The organism is Bacteroidota bacterium (assembly GCA_016194975.1).
Taxonomy (GTDB): Bacteria; Bacteroidota; Bacteroidia; order Palsa-965; family Palsa-965.
Window position 1 is genome coordinate 324,185 of sequence record JACQAM010000023.1, and the last position, 20,828, is coordinate 345,012.

The 20,828-nt window shown below is 42.9% G+C and carries 16 protein-coding genes; 4 read left to right on the top strand and 12 right to left on the bottom strand.

The window, feature by feature from the left end; genetic code table 11:
- Position 1 precedes the first annotated feature (1 nt).
- The 10 genes from HY064_15845 to HY064_15890 all read right to left on the bottom strand — a co-directional run bounded on the left by HY064_15845 (position 2) and on the right by HY064_15890 (position 14,220).
- Positions 2-1,255 (bottom strand): SIR2 family protein, encoded by a 1,254-nt coding sequence (locus tag HY064_15845; GenBank protein MBI3512131.1) that lies wholly within the window; start codon positions 1,253-1,255, stop codon positions 2-4.
- A 272-nt stretch (positions 1,256-1,527) separates the two neighbouring features.
- The gene (locus HY064_15850; protein MBI3512132.1) at positions 1,528-2,946 is read right to left on the bottom strand and encodes an NAD(P)(+) transhydrogenase (Re/Si-specific) subunit beta; all 1,419 of its coding nucleotides are present in this window, start codon (positions 2,944-2,946) and stop codon (positions 1,528-1,530) included.
- A gap of 57 nt (positions 2,947-3,003) precedes the next feature.
- Positions 3,004-3,435: a four helix bundle protein gene (locus HY064_15855; protein MBI3512133.1), complete on the bottom strand. Its 432-nt coding sequence runs from the start codon at positions 3,433-3,435 to the stop codon at positions 3,004-3,006.
- Positions 3,436-3,473: 38 nt separating this feature from the next.
- The gene (locus tag HY064_15860; protein MBI3512134.1) at positions 3,474-3,782 is read right to left on the bottom strand and encodes an NAD(P) transhydrogenase subunit alpha; all 309 of its coding nucleotides are present in this window, start codon (positions 3,780-3,782) and stop codon (positions 3,474-3,476) included.
- A gap of 62 nt (positions 3,783-3,844) precedes the next feature.
- Positions 3,845-4,975: a Re/Si-specific NAD(P)(+) transhydrogenase subunit alpha gene (locus tag HY064_15865; GenBank protein ID MBI3512135.1), complete on the bottom strand. Its 1,131-nt coding sequence runs from the start codon at positions 4,973-4,975 to the stop codon at positions 3,845-3,847.
- 460 nt (positions 4,976-5,435) lie between these two features.
- Positions 5,436-7,223, bottom strand: a complete 1,788-nt coding sequence (locus tag HY064_15870; GenBank protein MBI3512136.1) for a collagen-like protein — start codon at positions 7,221-7,223, stop codon at positions 5,436-5,438.
- Positions 7,224-7,241: 18 nt separating this feature from the next.
- Complete coding sequence (locus tag HY064_15875; protein MBI3512137.1) at positions 7,242-7,739, bottom strand: T9SS type A sorting domain-containing protein; 498 nt, start codon at positions 7,737-7,739, stop codon at positions 7,242-7,244.
- A 119-nt stretch (positions 7,740-7,858) separates the two neighbouring features.
- Complete coding sequence (locus tag HY064_15880; GenBank protein MBI3512138.1) at positions 7,859-10,195, bottom strand: SBBP repeat-containing protein; 2,337 nt, start codon at positions 10,193-10,195, stop codon at positions 7,859-7,861.
- A gap of 281 nt (positions 10,196-10,476) precedes the next feature.
- Entirely contained in the window at positions 10,477-11,142 is a 666-nt protein-coding gene (locus HY064_15885; protein ID MBI3512139.1) for a response regulator transcription factor, read from the bottom strand.
- A gap of 51 nt (positions 11,143-11,193) precedes the next feature.
- On the bottom strand, positions 11,194-14,220 hold the full coding sequence (locus HY064_15890; GenBank protein ID MBI3512140.1) for a hypothetical protein: 3,027 nt from the start codon (positions 14,218-14,220) through the stop codon (positions 11,194-11,196).
- Between the two features lie 130 nt (positions 14,221-14,350).
- On the opposite strand from HY064_15890, the gene HY064_15895 reads away from it, so the two are divergent.
- Positions 14,351-14,833, top strand: a complete 483-nt coding sequence (locus HY064_15895; GenBank protein MBI3512141.1) for a YkgJ family cysteine cluster protein — start codon at positions 14,351-14,353, stop codon at positions 14,831-14,833.
- 61 nt (positions 14,834-14,894) lie between these two features.
- On the opposite strand, the gene HY064_15900 is transcribed toward HY064_15895, so the two are convergent.
- Positions 14,895-15,770, bottom strand: coding sequence for a hypothetical protein (locus HY064_15900; GenBank protein MBI3512142.1), 876 nt, complete (start codon positions 15,768-15,770; stop codon positions 14,895-14,897).
- A 186-nt stretch (positions 15,771-15,956) separates the two neighbouring features.
- Here HY064_15900 and HY064_15905 point away from each other — a divergent pair, with 186 nt between their 5' ends.
- From HY064_15905 to HY064_15915, 3 genes are all read left to right on the top strand, one after another.
- Positions 15,957-18,740: a T9SS type A sorting domain-containing protein gene (locus HY064_15905; GenBank protein MBI3512143.1), complete on the top strand. Its 2,784-nt coding sequence runs from the start codon at positions 15,957-15,959 to the stop codon at positions 18,738-18,740.
- Between the two features lie 92 nt (positions 18,741-18,832).
- On the top strand, positions 18,833-19,414 hold the full coding sequence (locus HY064_15910) for a DUF2179 domain-containing protein (GenBank protein MBI3512144.1): 582 nt from the start codon (positions 18,833-18,835) through the stop codon (positions 19,412-19,414).
- A 140-nt stretch (positions 19,415-19,554) separates the two neighbouring features.
- Entirely contained in the window at positions 19,555-19,989 is a 435-nt protein-coding gene (locus tag HY064_15915; GenBank protein ID MBI3512145.1) for a hypothetical protein, read from the top strand.
- Between the two features lie 113 nt (positions 19,990-20,102).
- Here the strand turns inward: HY064_15915 and HY064_15920 are convergent, their stop codons facing one another.
- A complete protein-coding gene (locus tag HY064_15920; GenBank protein MBI3512146.1) occupies positions 20,103-20,762 on the bottom strand; it encodes a hypothetical protein in 660 nt (219 codons plus the stop codon).
- Positions 20,763-20,828: the final 66 nt, after the last annotated feature.

Below are 20,828 nucleotides of genomic sequence, written 5' to 3' on the forward strand. Positions count from 1 at the left end.
TTTACTTTGTAAGTTCTTTAAGGGTGTCAATGATTGTTTCCTTTGGTGGGATAAAGGAATTTAGTGGGATTAAATGTTTTACAACATTTGTAAAGTCTCCAACTAATGCACCCTCAAATATTATTATTCGATTATCGCTTACACTTCTGCTTTTTAGTGTCTGCAAAAACAATGGGCTTTTATCGTCTATTAAGCCGTAGGAGTGAATAATGAGTGTGAGGTTTGGATTGTATAGTCCTGTTCTAATTATGTCGTTAATGTGTTCGTCTATAAATGAGTAGCCAATTGCAACCAAAGTGTTTTGGGTTTCCGTCAAGCATTTTGAAAAGTTTCTAAACAGTTCACTATACGGTAAATCAAGTGAGTATGACTTTTTAGTTTGAATCGGATAAATCATAAGTGAATCAAAAGAGAAATCTGACTTTTTTGAAGTGTCCGAAACTTGAATTTCTTTTAGATTATACAAGTCATTTATACTTTCAGCGTATTGCCAAGAGATACTACCGTGAAGTTTGTAAATGTTCAAATAGGTGGCAATTCGTTTACCTTTATCTCCTGAATCTTGTTTGATGTATGTTTCATTATGAAATGTGTCGGGGTCAAATTTCCTCATATGCACACCTCTAAATCCATTGTTGTAGCTTACTCCAATTTTTTCGCAAGCATTTTCAAATGCAAGGTCATAGTTTGGTGTAAATATCTTTGGTCGGTTTAGCGTTTCCTTTCGGCTGATTATTTTGTTGATGAACAATTCGTGAATGCCCAATTTGTCCATAACATAGTCAATAGGAAACGGAACATATTTATCAACAAATATCTTTAATGCTTTGTCCAAATACTGCTTGATGATTGTGGCGGCAGCCACATCATCTTTGTTATTTAAGTAGTATAAATGCTCTTGATTTATTTTATCAAATTTCTTCTCAAGCAACTCGTCCGATTGAAAAAACTTTATGAGCTGTCCTATGTATTCTTTGGGGTCTGCTATTGCTTTTAATTCAGTCAATATTCCCTCAAAGGGATTTTCGCCTTTGTTAATTGTCTTACCGCCAATTGCAACCGATGTCCCAGAACCACACAAAAAATTCAAGTTTTCATTTAGATAATATTTGGCGAGTTTGTTTAATGGGATTTTTTCTTCGTCCCTAAAATATTCAAGCAACGCAGCTTGGTATGCAAGGTCGTCTCCCGCTGTCCGTTCAAATGCAAAAGTTGAATCAATTGTCCTGCCGTCTATTGTTATGTGGTTTGTCATAAATTATTTTTTTTGCTTTTGTTCCTCTTTAGCACTGTCGGTCAATGTTTGCACTGTCGCCATAGCATTACCGCCAACTCCTTTATACCCGTCATAAAAGTTCGGTTATCCATCCAAATCCAAGGGATAACCGTCCTATTACTTCGGTTTATTTCATTCTGAAATTTAGCCAAAATTTCCGCGCATTTAAATCACAAATAAAAAATCCCAAACTCCTTAGCGGATTTGGGATTTTTTTTGCGGTGTCGGGTGTTAACACCCGACACAACTGCTTATTCCATCGTCTTCAATTCCGCCACCAACTCCGTGAGCGCTTTTTTCGCATCGCCGAAGAACATCGAACATTTCGGATTGTAAAAAAGAAGATTATCAATTCCGGCGTAACCTGCATTCATGGAACGTTTATTCACGATCACATTTTTTGCTTTATCCACTTCGAGAATTGGCATTCCATAAATAGGTGAAGACGGATCTGATTTCGCAGCTGGATTCACCACGTCATTCGCACCTACAATTAAAACTACATCGGTCTGTTCGAATTCAGGATTGATGTCATCCATCTCCACTAATTTTTCATACGCAACATTTGATTCTGCAAGAAGAACGTTCATGTGTCCGGGCATGCGTCCTGCTACCGGATGAATTGCATACTTCACTTCCACTCCTCGTTCTTCGAGCAACATTTCCAATTCATGTATCACGTGCTGCGCCTGCGCAACCGCGAGGCCATAACCCGGAACGATGACAACTTTTTTGGAATAGTTCATCATCACCGCAAGATCACTTACTGAAACATCTTTGACAGAACCTTTCGTCTGATCGCCGCCGGCCGCTGCAGTTCCTCCACCGAAAGCGCCGAAAATTACATTGCTCAGCGGACGATTCATTGCTTTACACATTTCAAGTGTGAGCAGCGTTCCGGCAGAGCCAACAAGAATTCCGCCGGTGAGCATTACATAATTTCCATAGAGAAATCCACCGAATGCCGCAGCGAGCCCGGTGAATGAGTTGAGCAATGAAATTACAACCGGCATGTCGGCGCCACCGATCGGCACCGCAAAAAGAATTCCGTAAACGATCGCGCATCCAAACAATGCATACAACATCATGTGTCCTTCGGGGTGCGAGTAAACCATCCACGCTCCGAAACTGAAAACGCCGAGCATCACGATCGAGTTGATGATATTGTAAGCCGGAAGACGGATCGGTTTATTCATTGTTCCATTCAGTTTCAGGAATGCAATGAAAGAACCGGAAAAAGAAATACTTCCGATCACAATTCCTGCAACAATAGGAATGAGCGCACTTGTTTTGTCGAGATAGTGTTCGTACTCCATCAAGCCGATGAGTGCAGCGCAGGCGCCGCCCATTCCATTGAACATGGAAACAAGCTCCGGCATTTTTGTCATCTGCACTTTTTTCGCCGTGATGAACCCGATAAGTGTTCCGAGAATGATCGCAAAGGCAATGAGTCCGTACACGAGCACAGGCACGTGATAGTTGATATCGGCCACACCGTTCTCATCACTTTTCTGAAAAAGAAAAATTGTTCCGAAGATCGCAACTGTCATACCGAAAGCACCAATGAGATTTCCGCGGCGTGCCGTGCGTGCATTGCCCATTATTTTCATTCCGATGATGAAAGTGACGGAACCGATTAAATAAGATAATTCTAAAAGATCGTGTCGCATAAATGGAAAAATAAAAACAACAAAAAACAAAATCCAAATCCCAGGCGGGAACCGGAATCAGTTCTTCGTTAGCGTTTGATTTTTAATTCTGTTATTTATGATGGATGATAATATTTTTCTTAATTCTTCATTTTCAGAAACTAATTCCTTTCTTTCTGTTTCGAGTTCCGGTTTGTCTTCAATATCCATTAAACACAGCCAGTATTTAGTTTCTTTGGCTTCTCTTCCTGCAATGCGCGCTTTCATCAGGAAATCTTTCTCACCGGGGAATTCATTCGATTCAATATAATTGGCTCCAACAGATCCCGAAGAACGTACAACCTGTTTGATGTATTCAATATTCCAGATCGACTGCTCTACTTTTTTTATGAATTTTTGTACGCGCTTTGCATTGAGAAATGTTCTTTCCTCCAGATCATAGATATTAACAGTTTCCTCCAAAGAAATTGATTCCACATTTTCATTTTCCTGTTCATAATACTTTTTCATATTGTCATCTTAAATTTTGGTGCTTGGATTTTGGATTCTTATTTTTTCTTCTTGAACATTTCCAGCATCCGGTCTGTTACCACAAATCCACCGACGACGTTCAGTGTTCCGAGTACAACGGCCAGGAATCCGAGTACAAGCGCGATCTTGTTCGAGGGATCAACGTTGAGCATTACGTGAATGGCGCCAACGATCACAACGCCGTGAATTGCATTAGCACCCGACATGAGCGGCGTATGCAGCACAGTAGGAACTCCGCCTATGACTTCTACTCCGACAAAAATGGAGAGCACGACGAAGTAAATGAGTTCCTTGTGTTCGTTGAAGAATCCTAAAACTTCCCGGATGTAATTCATAGTAGTAAGTTGATTGAGTTGCTTGTGTTTGTTATGTGGGTTGTGTTATAGCACTACGCGTTCACTGATTTGGCCACAGACGGATGCACCGCAATGCCTTTATGCGTGATGAGCGATCCTTTCGTGATCTCTTCATCCATTTCCCATTTGAATTTGTCTTTATCAGCGAGGTGATACAAAAGCGTCACCATATTTTTTGCATACAGATCGGAAGCGTTCATCGGCAACATGGAAGGAATATTTCCTTCACCGATTATAGTCACGCCGTCTTTCACCACCGTTTTATTGGCTTCGCTTCCTACCACATTTCCTCCCTGCTCCACAGCCATATCCACGATCACCGAACCGAACTTCATGCTTTTCACCATTGCTTCTGTAACGAGCAGCGGCGCTTTTTTTCCGGGAATGAGCGCAGTAGTAATTACGATATCGGCATCTTTCACATGTTTCGAAACGAGTTCCTGCTGCTTCTTTAAAAATTCTTCCGAAACTCCTTTCACATATCCACCTTCCATTTTTATGGAATCGTCGCCTTTCACTTCAATGAATTTTCCGCCAAGTGATTCTACCTGCTCTTTTGTTTCGGGACGTATATCAGAAACCTCAACCACAGCGCCAAGACGTTTTGCAGTAGCGATAGCTTGAAGCCCGGCAACACCGGCGCCGAAGATCACCACTTTACACGGGCGAATAGTTCCTGCAGCAGTGGTCATCATCGGAAGAATTTTTCCAATGGTGTCGGCCGCCATCAACACTGATTTATATCCGGCAAGATTTGCCTGCGAACTCAGTGCATCCATTTTCTGCGCGCGCGATATGCGCGGAACAGCATCCATAGAAAAAGCAGAAACGCCGGCTTTGCAACACGCATCTACGACTGCAGGATTAGTTGCAGCCCACATGAAGGAAATGAGTACCGCATCTTTTTTCATCAATGAAATTTCTTCCGGTGCGGGTGCATTCACTTTCAAAACAACATCAGCGTCGGAATAAATTTTCTTTGTATCGCTCACGAGTTGCGCGCCTGCAGCAGTATAAGATTCATCAGAGAAAAAAGAATTCATTCCTGCGCCGTTTTCTACAGCAACTTCAAATCCTTTTTTCACAAGATCTTTTACAACGTCGGGAGTAAGTGCAACGCGGTTCTCTTTGAACTTGGTTTCCCTGGGAACAGATAGTTTCATTTTTTTCAGGTGTTGTCTGCGGGTAAAGCAGAAAAATGGGGCATGCCGGTCAACAGCGAACGAAATTACTTATTTGGAGCGGAATGAACAAAGGGTGGAATTCCGGATTTTGGATTGTTGGTTTTGGAGTGTTGGCAATTGCATGGGGAATATATTAAAGTCGCTATAAGTGGAAAGTATTTTTTTAAAATTAAAAAAATCACAGGTTGGAATGAAACCCCATTGCAAGGAGCAAATTAATTCGAATCGAAAATCAATTGTGAAAATACGGGTTTCTTTCTTTTAATCTTTTTTCGTGAATAATCGATTGGCAAAAATTTCACTCCGGGATAGATTTTTAATTGATCAAAAAAATAAAAATCAATAAACAGAGTTTATATCGATTAAAGGTTCATTCCGGGATTAAAAAAAAATACGCTCCTGTTTAAGAAGCGTATTTTTAAAATTTTAAATTCGTTGGCTATCGATAAAAAACAGCGGTCAACGATGCGTAATTGAAATTATCGTTCCCGCTCGCACCTGATAACATTTCACCATTGAGGTAATAAGTATAAGTTCCAGCAGCAGCTATAACAAACGTTCTTCTGACATTCATTGATAATCCATTCCAGGTATTCGGGAAAGTTGGCATTGATGATGGAACTGTCCAGCGAGTCTGTTCGTAAATTGTTCCCATATCAGTTGCATTGGTTCCAATCGCTAATGCCAATTGATCGTCTGTTCCATTTACATGATCAAGTACCATCCATGCAGTTGATTCCACTACAATTGTTCCGGCACTTGGTGCATTTACTGTTATTGTTGCATTAGTATAATTATAAACAACATTGTTGGCAACAAAATAAGTATTAGCAGCTGACTGATTCGTAACAATCATTCCTGATCCGGTTGCTCCTGTTGCACCAGCAACACCAGTTGCTCCGGTAGCGCCAGTTGCTCCTGCTGCTCCATTCGCGCCAGCAGCACCAGTTGGTCCGGTAGCTCCTGCTGCTCCATTTGCACCAGCAGCACCAGTTGGTCCGGTTGCACCTGCTGCTCCATTTGCACCAGCAGCACCAGTTGGTCCGGTTGCACCTGCTGCTCCATTTGCGCCAACAGCACCAGTTGGTCCGGTTGCACCCGCTGCTCCGTTAGCACCAGTTGCACCAACAGCACCAGTTGCACCAGCAGCACCAGTTGGTCCGGTTGCACCTGCTGCTCCGTTAGCGCCAGTTGCTCCTGCAGGACCAGCAACACCAACATCACCGGCAATTCCAATATTCCATGATGAAAAAGTTCCAACTCCAACAATTCTATCAACAACGACAATTAAAGTTGTACCCGAATAAGAAGCAACGACTCCTTCCATATAATCGGTTGAACTGTTTGCAACTCTTACTCTGTCATTTGTAATGTAAGCTAAACCTGATTGAGTAATAAATGTTTTAACTCCGGTTGCAATTGCAACTGTTGACGCAGAAGTTGCGAGATAACCTTCGCCATTAGCACCAGCGGGACCAGTTGCACCATTTGCTCCAGCGGGACCAGTTGCGCCATTCGCACCAGCGGGACCGGTTGCACCATTTGCACCAGCGGGACCAGTTGCTCCAGCCGGACCAGTTGCACCATTCGCACCAGCGGGACCGGTTGCACCATTTGCACCAGCGGGACCGGTTGCACCATTCGCACCAGCGGGACCGGTTGCACCATTCGCACCAGCGGGACCAGTTGCTCCAGCCGGACCAGTTGCACCATTCGCACCAGCGGGACCGGTTGCACCATTTGCACCAGCGGGACCGGTTGCACCATTCGCACCAGCGGGACCGGTTGCACCATTCGCACCAGCGGGACCGGTTGGACCAGTCGGGCCGGCAGTACTGCTTCCGGCATTTTGTGCATACAAAGCGTAGGGAACAGAAAGTAATTGAGAAGTTCCCATGCTTGTGAGGCCAGCTCCGAAATCTACCGATACTTCCATGTATTCCATTCCTGCTCCGAAAAGAGAAGGTGTCAACGGATTAATGGAACCGACACTGATGCTGAACAATCCAAACTGGTTTGTAGTAACACCCGAATGAAGTTCAGTATAAACTATGGCTCCTGTCGAGCTTCCGGTGTGAATATCGAACTGCACAGAAATTGTTCCGTTGGCAATAGCAATACCTGACGCATCTCGTGCGACACCCTGGTATTTCATTTGAGTAGGCGCTTGTGCAAAAGATAATTGTGCCAATGCCAGAATGAAGAATAGAGATAGAAATCTTTTCATTTTATCTTTTTTAAAAGGTTAATAAACTTTACTGACTTTAAAAGTAGAAACAGAATTGGTTCCTGCTTTTTTGATTTTTACAAAGTAGATGCCATTAGCGAAATTATTCATACCGATATCAAACCTTGAAATTCCGTTTGCCACAATGCAATGTTGAGCGGTCATTTGCTCACCAAGTGAATTGAAAACCTCCACTGAATATTCTCCATTTGCATCACTTCCAAATTCAATGGTAACATGATCACTTGCAGGATTGGGAAACAGTGTGACGCCAGTTTCATTTTGTACAGCGATCGCAGTAGTAAAATCTTCCGGTTGCTGAAATCCCTGTGTCACAAAATTATTTGCGGTGCTGAATGTTTCAGTCATTACTTCTCCGTCCGTCCATTGAATCATTCCGCTGGCATTCGAATAAAAGTCTCCGGCTGAAGCGATGACAAAAGGATCTACGGATTGAGCATTCACAAAAAACGCAAGCCCAACTGAAAAAAGAGTGGTCAGTAAATTTTTTCGCATGAACTGTAGATTAGGGTGTGATTCCGATCAAAACTACTACTGATCTGAATTCGTCGCAAATTACAATAAAAACTATTTCATCAACAGGAATGTTGGAAACTTGATTTTAATCAGTTTTCTTATTCCTTCACAAACTTCATCACTCCCGAATTATTTTCAGAAGTGTAACGAAGCAAATAAGTTCCTTTCGCCAGCGATGATACATCCATAGTATGCGCCTCTCGACCTTTCGAAGAAAAATAATTCTCCTGCATCACGCAACGTCCCTGCGCATCTATCATTTCCAATTTCACATTCGTTTCCTTTTCCGAAAAAATACTCAGGTATAAAGTTTGTGTTGCAGGAACAGGATAAAGAAAAGTTCCTGTTATATCGGGAGTACAATTACAAACGACCGTAGAAATTCCTGAAGAAAATTTCAGAACAGCGAGATCGTTGTTATCAACTCCAGTTACAAAAATATTATCGTTCGCATCGTTGCAAATCCCGTATGCTTCATTGGAAGAAGCATCGCCATAATATGTACTCCAGCGCAACGAATCGTTCGTGCCGAACCACATGATGAACATATCGTTGAAATTTCCTCCATCGCCCTGCACCGACTGGTAATAAACATTATCGGCCGGCATCTGCACCGGGAAATCGGTGGAAGCTGTATTTCCACAAATAAAAATTCCAATGCCGGGATCGTATGAAATGGCAAAAGCATAATCTGTTCCCATTCCGCCAATGTAACTCGACCACGTACGTGTGGTTCCTGATGAATTGCATTCCATCACGAAAGCTTCCTGCGCAGGGCTCGCCTGTGTGCCGTCGAAATAAGCATTACCACCGGGATTAACGATCGGAAAATTCGTTGACAATGTGTAACCCGTCACAAAAATATTTCCGGAATTATCGACCGCAATTCCTGAACCGAAATCAGCATCATTTCCGCCGCAATAACTTGCAAAAACCAAAACCTGCGCAGTGGTGAGTTTGAGAACGAATGCATCCTCGATACTGAAACTACCGGTCGATTGCTGAAAACTCCCGAGCGTATTCGGGAAAGTGGTAGAGAGTGTACTGCCGGTAATAAAAATATTGGTGGCCGATGCATCCATCGTAATTCCTTTTGCTTTGTCATCATCATCTCCGCCATAGAAAGTTGCCCACTGAACAGCAGAAGAAGAATTCATTTTCATAATGAAAATATCATTCACTGCAGCTTTTGTCGACTGGAGAGCAGCTACCACAGGGAAAAATTGCGAATTGGTATAACCGGTGACATAAATATTTCCTGAAGCATCTGAAACGAGTGCATTACCATAATCATTTCCTGCAGCGCCGTAATACGTTGCCCATTGACGAACGCCGGCAGCGTTGAATTTCAACACCACCACATCTGTTCCGCCGCCATTAAAAGACTGAACAGGATTCAGTGTCGGAAAATTAGTGGAAGAAGTATTTCCGGTTACATAACAATTTCCATTTGCATCGGAAGTAATTCCTTTTCCCTGCTCCGTTCCTGTTCCTCCGTAATAGGTAGACCACAATCTTGTTCCTGCAGAATTCAATCGCACCACCACCATATCTTCTACTCCTGATAAAACTCCCTGATAAGCATTCAGTGTTGGAAAATTTGTTCCGTCGGTGGCGCCTGTGAGCAGCACATCACCGCTCGCGTCCTGCGCGGCCGTGATCGCGTAACCATAATCGAAATCGGAACTTACCTGCGACATGGACCATTGCAGCGGAGGATCAATGACGATCGTTGTATTGCTGTTATCATAATTACCAATGAGATTGTAACTGATACTTCCGTTAAGATTTAGGAGAACAGAGCAATCCACATCTTTACCTGATGCCTGCTCATAAACATGAAGTCCGCCTTCAAATAAAGTTCCGTACAAAGAATTAAGCACAAGCTTTTTCTCCGCGTTGATCAGTAAATTTTCATTGGCGCCTTTGTAAAGCGGGTGAATAAGCGAAATGTCGGCGCCGGGATGCACAACAAAATCATGTGCCAATCCATTTTTGCTGTCGTAAGTAAGTTTCCAGTCTATTCCCGGGTAAATATTTTTTATTATCACCTTATGCCACGACAGAACATTTTCTATTCCTGCGGGGCAATTTGAATAATAATAATTGGAAAGGCCGGGAAGCGGATCTTCGGTACTAATATTTTCTTTTTTGATGGAAGCTCCTTCCAGCAGCATAGCGATCTTCGACCAGTGAGAAATGGTTTTTGAATCGGGATCGCTGCTTTCTTTTTCCCGCTGCAGAAAGAAAAATTCGAGTCCTTCTGTTGTAACAAAAACCCTGGGGCCATTGCCACACGACATGAACAGCACTTGAGAAGAGCGGTCTTCATTGGTGAATTGTCCCTTGTTCTCGGTGAAACCGGGAACTGCGTTCTGCTGCGACAATAAAAATGCAGGAAGAAACAGGATAGAAAGGAGCAGCGGTCTTTTCATAGCGAAAATGTTTACTGCAATTTAAGAAAAATTATAAAAGCCGGGAAGGAGGTAGTGGGTCAGTTTGAAATTTTTGATATTTCTTTGAGCCTTTGTGACTTTGTGGCCTCGTAAGTATTTTCCAGATAAAAATTGTTTTGTTATCAATGAAATTTCGCGATGCCACAAAGACACAATGGCACTAAGTTTCAAACTGAAAATATTGTCAAAATCCAAACTGATACACTACCGAGGCGTGACTTAAAAGAGCGACAGGTTGTGCTCCAATACAACCACTTTTTTTACACAAACGCCAGGAAAGAAAACAGTTTATTCCTGTTCGCCACCTGTATGGCTTCCACTTTATTGTGCACGTGAAGTTTGGAATAGATGTTCTCGATGTGTTTGCGGACGGTATTCGGGCTGATGAATAATTTTTCCGCGATCCGGATGTAGTTGTCGCCTTTGGAAATGAGTTCAAGAATTTCTATTTCTCTTTTGGAAAGATTGAAATCATTTTTATCGGGAACGATCTCTGTTTTCTGTCCGCGTATGAGCGCAAGCGCCTTGCTCGCGATCACGGACGACATAGGCGCGCCGCCTTCTATAGCTTCTTCGATGGCCGCAATGATCTTTTCCGGTTTTTCATCTTTGAGCATGTACCCGCTGGCGCCTGCGATGATGGACTGAAAAATTTTATCCTCTTCATCAAAAACAGTGAGCATGATGATCTTCACTCCGGGAAAATGATGTTTTACTTTTTGTGTTGCTTCAATTCCGTCCATGACGGGCATGTTGATGTCCATGAGAATAAGATCGGGCGTTTCCCCGGGCAATTTCTGCAACAGTTCTTTTCCATTGGCGGCAATGTAAAGCAACTGGATATTTTCGAAGGAAGATAAATTCTCACGCAGCGAATGCGCAAGAGCGGGATTATCTTCGGCGACAGCGATCTTTATTTTCTTCATGTGACAAAATTAATTTACAACCACTTTTATCCAATAGGGCGTTTGCAGTATTTATACAGGAACTACAAACAGAATGGTGGTTCCTTTTCCTTTTTCAGAATTCACATTGTACGCTCCGCCCGATTCATTCACCCGCGTTTTCATATTCACTAATCCGTAATGGCCCTCGAAAGTGGATGCGGTATCAAAACCTTTTCCGTTATCCTGGATCGTAACGCGGATATTTTTTCCGGATTGTCCGAGCGTAACGGTGATCTCTGTTGCCTCCGAATGTTTCACTGCGTTATTCACTGCTTCCTGTATCACACGGAAAATAGTAATGGCTTTTGCCGGAGGAAGAATAAAATTTCCATCGCCTTCAAGATTCACGCGGATTGCTAATTTTTCATTGGCATTTGAATACAAAGAAACATGCTCACTTATTTTTTCCTGCAATTCGTACAGCGTGATCGTTTCTTTATTGATGGCCCAGATCGTTTGCCGCAGCTGGCGCATGGTTCCCCTCGTAAAATCGCCGAGTTCATCGATCTTTAATGCAGGAATTTCTTTCCCGTCTTTTGACCGGCGAAAAGAAATATTATCAAGCGACTGAATGATGTAAGTGAGATGTGATCCTACATTATCATGGAGATCGCGCGATATCCGTTCTCTTTCATTCTGGATCTTGCGCTGCACTTCAATTTCGGCAAGACGTTTACGCAATTTCCGTTGCGAATAATAGCGGACTACGAGTACAATCAGGAATAAAATAAGAATTGCTTCGAGCGCGATGAACCATTTTTTATTCCACAATGGCGCGATCACATGCACAGGTACACGCAACTTCACAGCAGACCAGATTTTGTCATTATTGCACACACGCACTTCAAAAACATAATCGCCATAAGGAAGTGAAGTGTAGCTGGCAACGCGCTGGCCCGGATCGGCGATCACCCAGTCTTTATCGAACCCTTCCAGTTTATAGGAATACCCGATCCTGTCGGAAGCGAGAAAATCAAGTGCAGCAAATTCGAATGAAACGGTACGTTGTTTCCAATCGAGACTGATCCCGTTTATTGAATCAATTTCTCCCGGAATTCTTTTTTCATAGTTCACAGCGTAAGAAGTAAGCGCTACCTCCGGCAGTTTTTTTACGGCAGAAATATTTTTCGGATCGAACACCATGACCCCTTCCGGTGATGCGAGAAGAATTTCTCCCGATGCATTTTTAAAAAATCCATTCTGGGCAAATTCATTGGCAATGATGCCGTCGCTGGTATAATAATTCGTGAATTTTTCAGCATCAGGATCGAACTGCGAAATGCCGGAATTGGTAAACATCCATAGTTTGCCGGCAGCATCTTCTTCCATCCCGTAAACCACATTATTAGCAAGGCCGTTTTCTTTATCCCACGAGCGAAAACTTTTATGCTGCTCATCAAAAAGATCGATACCGCCCCCGAGTGTACTCACCCATATACGATGATGCGAATCTTCCGAAACAGAAGTAACTATATTATAACTGAGCGAGTTTTTATCATTGTATTCCGACGCGTAACTATACAAAGGGCTGACAGCAGGATCAAAAATGCAAAGTCCGTTTGTAGTTGCAATAAAAATTCTTTTTTTCGAATCTTCAAAACAACTGATCACATAATTTCCAGGTAAACCCTTTTTATCTTCTACCCGGAAGTCGGTGAACAAATTGGTATGCACATCGTAATGACTCAATCCTGCCATCGTAGAGATCCAGATGGAACCATCGGACGCTTTTAGCAAATGAAAAACTGTATTGCTGCAAAGCCCTGAATTCTGTTTAGTGAAATGCGATGTGATCTTTCCGTCATGCAACACGAATAATCCGTTGTTCCTTGTACCAAACCAGTAATTTCCGGCATCATCTTCCGTGATCGCGATCACATTTTTGATCTCGTTTCCCGATTCATCTTTGCTGATCACGTTTCTCGAAACAATATTATCGCCGAAGGAATTTCCGCCGGAAAAAGAATTATTCTTCAATTGAAAAATATCAAGTCCCGATGACGTTCCCACGAGCAAGGTGTCGCCGTCCTGGAAAACTGCCCACGTTCCATTGTCAGAAACTCCTTTTTCCGAGAGGAGATCCGTTCCTGCGGAGAGAAAAACGCGATGAGTGGGATCACACACATTCACCCCGCCTTCAGAGGTTCCCACCCACATCAATCCATTGTGATCTTTATAAATTCCGAGAATGTTGGTGCTGCTGATACTACCGGCCTGGTTTCCGTTCTTACTCACTGACCCTGATAATTTCATATCCGGAGAGATCACCGAAATCCCGTTCTCTCCACCGATCCACGTGTTCCCGTCATTGTCTTCACAAAAATAAATTCCATTCTCATTCAACAGGCGGATCCTGTTCATCACATTTTTTTTCGGATCGATCACATTGACAAAATTCCCTGTGGAAAACCATAATCTTCCCTTGCTGTCGCAATAAAGTGTGGTATTCGGGCTAATATGATCGAATACCGTATCTGAAAATATTTTCTTCGCATCTGTAAAATATTTCCCGGAGCTATTTTCTCTTTCCGTAACATACAGTCCTGTAGAATCTATGAAATAGATCCTGTTCCCTTCTCCGGCGAGCGTTTTTGATGCAAAAGTTTTCGTTGAAACAATATGATACCCGGCGGAAGTGATCGTTGCAATGAAAATATTTCCCCGCGCTTCAAAACATATTTCACCGTTACTGTTCTTCCATATTTTCGTCACTGAATTATGAAAATAAGTCCGGTCCATTGCCTGCGGAAATATCTCCTCGAATTTTTCAGTCTTCTCATTGTAGCGGTTCATTCCGTTACGCGTACCAATCCATAAGCAATGAAAATTATCTTCTTCAATGCAGGTCACAAAATTATCGGACAAAGAAGCTGTATCGTTTTTCGAATGGCGATACGTTGTGAAAGAATAAGCATCGTACCGATTCAATCCATCCTGCGTACCGAGCCAGATAAAACCTTCGCTGTCCTGGAAAATACAATGAACAGAATTCTGGGAAAGTCCGTCGGAAATTCCAAGATTTTTGAAACGGTATTGGGCAAGGAGGTTGCCCGACAAAAAAAGGAAGAGGAAAAGAAACGCTTTACCGGAATTCTTCAATTGGAAAATATTTATTCAAAATTATTCTTTTCCGCTTACTCTTCTCTACCGCATCCGCCTGATTTTATAAATACTATAGCTTTACATCATGGGACTTGCACAATTCCGCGAAGAAGCCGAAAAAGCGAAACAGGCAAATGAAAAACTTTTCGCGAAATTAAAACGCACACAACCGGATGATCTTGATGAAGTAGTGCATGAACTGCATGATGAAGCATTCGAGCACACCGATTGCATGAAATGTGCGAATTGTTGTAAAACGATCTCACCGATATTTTACCAGAAGGATATTGAACGTGTTGCCAAAGCGCTTGAAATTTCTCCCGGAAATTTCATTGAAAAATATCTATACATGGATGAAGACGGCGACTTTGTATTGCAGAAAACGCCCTGCCCTTTTCTCGACTCAGAAAATTATTGCATCGTTTACAATGATCGCCCTACCGCATGCCGCGGGTACCCGCACACGAACAGAAAACGCGTACATCAGGTACTTGACATCACGATGCTGAATACAATGGTGTGCCCGGCGGTGTTGGAAATCGCCAATAAGCTGAGAGAAATTTATTGAGGGAAGATTACAGATTTGACGGATGTACTGATCACACTCAACTGCCGCTGACAACTTACCGCTATTTATTTTTACTGCCATTCTGATCCGTTCCTGTTACAAAATAAGTCCCGCCTCTTAATGCCGTCACCAATTTTCCCCTTGTAAATTCCAATCCGTCTTTCGATTCTTTGAGATCATAAAGTTCCAGGTCAAAGAGAAGACGAGGAGTTGTATTGAGAACGAATGCATAAGTCACAGCAGTATTGTCATTATAAAAAGTGATCTCGTCGGGTTGCGATTGCGGATGATCATCTTTTACTTTTATGGAATATCTATTATAGCTCCTGAAATTTGAAATTGTTCCATCGATATTAAAATGAATATACTTATTACCCGATTTCCAAATGACGTCTGCCAAGATCGAATTAGCAAAATAATCGAGCGCCGTAGGATGAATATTTTCCGATTCCGGAAATTGCCGGAAAACGCGCCGGTAAGAGTACATCTTATTTCCGATCACAAGTTGCAGTGTTGTATCGCCGCCTTTTACCTGGTATTTCAATTCTTCCATTGGTAATTTTACAGCCGCATCCGGCCGGGGGATCATTTTTATTTTTCCATTTTCATTTTTAAAAACAAGATCGAATCGCTCGCTCGCTGAATAAGTATAACGGTGATATGCATTTTCCAAAGTATCATGATCCAGCCGCGATATGTCAAATGCCAGTTGCTGGACCGGCAATCCGTAACGCGCCGCAAACATTGGCGAATGATAACGGTAAAAAGTATCCTCGTATTCTACATTCACCCATCCGCCCTCTATGATCTTCAGTAAATATTGTTTTGCAGAATCCGGAACCACTTGAAGGTTATTATCCGGCAACTGCGAATTATTCTCATGGCAGGCAACTGCAAAAAATAACAGCGGAATTATTTGTTTAATAAAACTTTTCATTGGCCAACACTAAGATACGAATGTCTTAACCGTGGAGAGGCGGGCTGGTTTGTAATTCGTATATCCGCACTTTCCGCATTCCGTTCCCCCATTCGTAATCAGCATATCCGCACTTTCCGCATTCCGTTCCCCCATTCGTAATTTGTATCTTCGCATAATGCGCCACAGCATTTTAATTTCCCTTCCATGAAAAAAATTCTACTCCTCGCCTGCTCTGCCTTACTCGCAGTTCCGCTCATTTTCATTTTCAAAAAATCTCCATCCGTTCCTGTCATTGGCGGCGACCCGATGGAAGAAGATGCGAAAGGAAGATTGGATTATGAATTCCGACGCCTTGTAGGTCCCGATGGAAAAATTCCGGATCACATGCGTGAAAAAGAACTCGCATTTTCTGCTACACTTCCGAGTGACGCAAGCGTGCGCGCAAATGCAACCGGGCGCATGGCCGCGCAGGCAACATGGAACGCACGCGGTCCCTGGAATGTGGGCGGACGCACACGCGCATTTGCCATTGACAAACTGAATGAAAATCATTTCATCGCCGGAACAACTTCAGGAGGGATCTGGGTGAGTAACGATGCAGGAAATTCCTGGACGATGGTTACACCTCCTGGAAGTTATCACGGCATCACTTGCATTTCACAGGACACACGCGCAGGACACGAGAGCACGTGGTACGTTGGCTCCGGCGAACCTTACGGACAATCTGCAAGCGGAGGAAGCGCATATTTTCTTGGAAACGGAATGTTGAAGAGTACGGACAATGGTGCAACATGGTCTCCGCTTTCTGCAACAGTTTCCAATACGCCGCAATCATTCGATACATTCTGGGATATGAATTGGAATCTTGCAATTGATCCGGTAGATACGGTGAACAATGTTGTTTACACAGCATGTCTCGGTGCGGTTTACAAAAGTGTGAATGGAGGAACAACGTGGACTGCAGTGCGCGGAGGAAATCTCGCTTCGTATTCTTATTTCACTGATGTTGCAGTCACTTCTGATTCCGGAATTGTTTATGCAACGTTGAGTTCAGACGGGCCCAACAAAGGAATCTGGAGAAGCACGAACCAGGGAGCAACGTGGGCAAAAATTTCCACTTCACTTTTCGGTGATTCATTATGCAATCGTGTGGTGATCGGAATAAATCCTTCGGATCAACATGAAATTTATTTTCTCGGAAACACAACGGGAATAGGAATGCCGGACACGAATTTTCTCGGCGACATTGAGTATGATGTTTTGTGGAGATACACTTATCTCGGTGGCGACGGATCGGGTGCAAACGGAATGTGGGAAGATCTCTCCATGAATCTTCCTTCGGCAGAACACTACGGTGTATTTGGAGATTTCAATGCGCAGGGATCTTATGATCTTGTAGTGCGTGTGAAGCCCGATGATCCGAATACAGTTTTCATTGGAGGAACAAATATTTTCCGTAATACAAATCGTTTCAATGATACCAGTTCCACTTCTTACGTTGGAGGATATCAGCCCTACACCTCACTTCCATTTGTAATGGGTTATCCCAATCATCATCCCGATGAACATACTTTTACTTTTCTTCCATCGAATCCGAATATCATGTTCAGCTCGAACGACGGGGGAATTTTCAGAACGAATGACTGCACACAGAATTCAGTTTCGTGGAATTCACTTAATAATGGTTATATCACTTCCATGTTTTACACCTGCACTACCGATCATTCTACCACAAATGATATTGTGATTGGCGGTGCGCAGGATAACGGAAGCTGGTACACGAATAATACAACACTTACTTCTCCGTGGGTGCAGCCGCGCGGAGGCGACGGATCTTATTGTGCGATCGAGAATGGCGGAGGAAATTATTATTTCTCCATTCAGAATGGAAAAATGAATAAGTGCACACTCGACGGAAGTGGAAATATAACAGCAGCGCGCCGCATTGATCCCATTGGAGGAACAGGATATGAATTCATCAATCCTTTCGTGCTCGATCCGAACAACCAGAACATGATGTTTCTCGCAGGAGGAAAATATTTATGGCGCAACGATGATCTTTCTGCAATTGCATTGACGAATCAATGGGATTCCATCAGCACGAACTGGGTGCAATGGGCCGATTCTGTTCCAACTGCAAATTCTTTCATCACTGCCGTTCATTGCTGCAACACACCGGCGCATCGCGTTTATTACGGAACAGATAAAAAGAAAATTTATCGCGTCGATAATGCGAACACGGGAACGCCGACTCCTGTTGACATTACTGCAACGGCAATGCCCGGTTTCGGATATGTGAGTTGTATTACCACTGATCCTAACGATGGAAATAAAATTGTGATGTGCTATTCCAATTACCAGGTGTACAGTATCTGGAATTCGAATGATGGAGGAACAACGTGGACGAAGTGCGCAGGAAATCTCGAACAGAATTCTACAGGTGGTGGCAATGGACCTTCGGTGCGATGGATCTCAGTTCTTCCTGTTGTTGACGGAACAATTTATCTTGCGAGCACGAGCACGGGATTGTATGCGACGGACACACTCAACGGATTGAATACAGTTTGGGTGCGGCAGGGTGATCTCACCATAGGAACTGTAGTTTGTGATATGACCGATGTGCGCCAGACCGACGGATTAGTTGTTCTTGCTACGCATGCGAATGGAATTTATTCCGCCCATCTCACCAGTGTGAATGATATTGTAACTGTGCATGAATATCCGCAGTTATCTTCTTTCAACATGAATATTTATCCGAATCCTTCGAATGATGAAGTGAATATTTCTTTTTCGCTCGACAAATCCTGCGATGTGGAAATTAATCTGCTGGATGAACTTGGAAGAATAGTGCGCGATGTGAATGAAGGCCGGAAGCAGGAAGGAGAATATTCAGAAAAACTCAGTGTAGCAGATCTTGCGCCGGGAGTTTATTATGTGCGAATGCGAATGGAAAATTCGGTGACAACGAAACAATTGGTTGTTGAATAACATTCAATATTCAATATTGATTGTAATTTTGCAGTGCATAAGAGAATAAATTCCAATCCGGAATCTTGAATCTTGAATTTTCAATTCTTCAAATGACAGGCAACGAACTTCTCAACTGGATCATTCTCCCTATTCTTATTTTCTGTTCTCGTTTGAGCGATGTAACACTCGCCACGCTGAGAAATATTTTCATTCACAAAGGGTTCAGGAATATTGTTCCGCTCATTGGTTTTGTGGAAGTGCTCATCTGGCTCGTTGCAATGAAACAGGTGATGAACAAAGCGGATAATGTTTTGTGTTACCTCGCGTGGGCGGGCGGATTCGCAACGGGTACCTACGTGGGCATGCGCATAGAGGAACGGCTCGCTCTCGGAATGCAGGTCATCCGCATCATCACGAATCATGAAAGTGAAACACTGATCACCGGTTTGCGCAATGCGAATCATGGAATTACTGTGGTGGATGCGCAGGGATCTACAGGTTCTGTGAAAATGATATTCTCCATCGTCCAGCGGAAAAATGTAAAAGAAGTGATCCTGCTTATTCAAACGCTCCAGCCAAACGCCTTTTATTCCATTGAGGATGTCCGCAATGCGCACCACGGAGTTTTCCGAAGTGGTGAGAAAAAAATGTCGGTGGTGAGAAAATTATTTCCGGATAGAAAAGGAAAGTAGGGAGTATAAAATACAAAATCCCGAACGCGTTCGGGAAAACTTTCGTATTTCGTACTCCTGCCCATTATCGTCTTTACGGCTGATCTTCATCATCCCGAACTGAATTTTGTTTTTCCAAATTTGTATATAAAATAATTGCTATGAATCATCTGAAGAATCACATCGGCGTTTGGCTTGATCATCATCAGGCAGTTTTTGTTTACCCGGTAAGCAAACACAATTATCACATAGAAAAAATGGAATCGGAGCATGATCTTCATCCGCGCGAAGACGGGCAATATTCCGACAAAGCAACTTTTGGGAAATACCGTACCTCCAACAATGAATACCACAAACACAATCTTGCAAACGATCAGCTGAATAATTTTTATCATTCACTCGCGAAACTTCTGGTGAAATATGATGAAATACTTCTTCACGGGCCAACCACTGCAAAAGATGAATTGTTTAATTTCCTGATGGACAAAAGAGAATTCAACGGAAAAAGAATTGAGATCGAATCAACAGAAAAAATGAATGATCATAAAATGATAGAATACGTGAAATCTTTTTTTGAAATGAGAACTTTGAAATGAGAGAGGATTACGGATTTTTACGGAATACAGATTACGGATGTAAACTGATTTTAGAGATAAGAATGTATCCGGAACATCCGTAATCTGTATTCCGTAAAAATCCGTAATCTTCCCTACCCGCGTTTCACCGCAGCATTACTCTTCACTTCGCATTTGGGGATATACCATTTCCCATCGCTGTTTTTCAGATCGATTTTTTCTCCGTCGCAGTCGTAATAATTTCCTGACTCATCTTTTTTGAGAATAATGAGTTCACCGTTTTCATCGGCGTTAATAATTTCGGAGATGAGATTTTTTTTCTCGGCTGAATTTTTAAAAGTTTGCCCTATCATAATTCCGCTCTCATTATTTTTCAGATCCATATCGCACATCAGTGAATCGGCAAGTGAACCGTCTTCCGGTTTTCCCTGCCAGGTCGAGTCATTCCGTTGGGCTTTTTTCCAGTCGAGATAATTTCCTTTCTCATGCGCGCGCCCCAGCTTGCACGCCTTGCGCGGAGAAATTTCCTGCACCAATGAAGCCATCCAGTACGCGTGACGGAATGCATCAAGTTGCCCGCCGTTGCCATCAGAAAAAACTCCCGCACGCTCCAGCGAATCCGTTGCAGCGCGTGCATGCGTGGAAATGTGATATGCTTTTTTTGCAATGAACGGATGCGTGAACGCCCATAATTTTTCGGGACGGGAAATAGTTTTGAATCGCTGTGCATGAACAGCAGAAATCCCAAAGAAAAAAAACCAGGCGCAGAACCCGGTTTTTCTTAACGATATCATAGCATTATTTCTCAAGGTGATCTTTCACAAAAATAAGGGCATCTCTAAAAACACAGAAATGCAAGG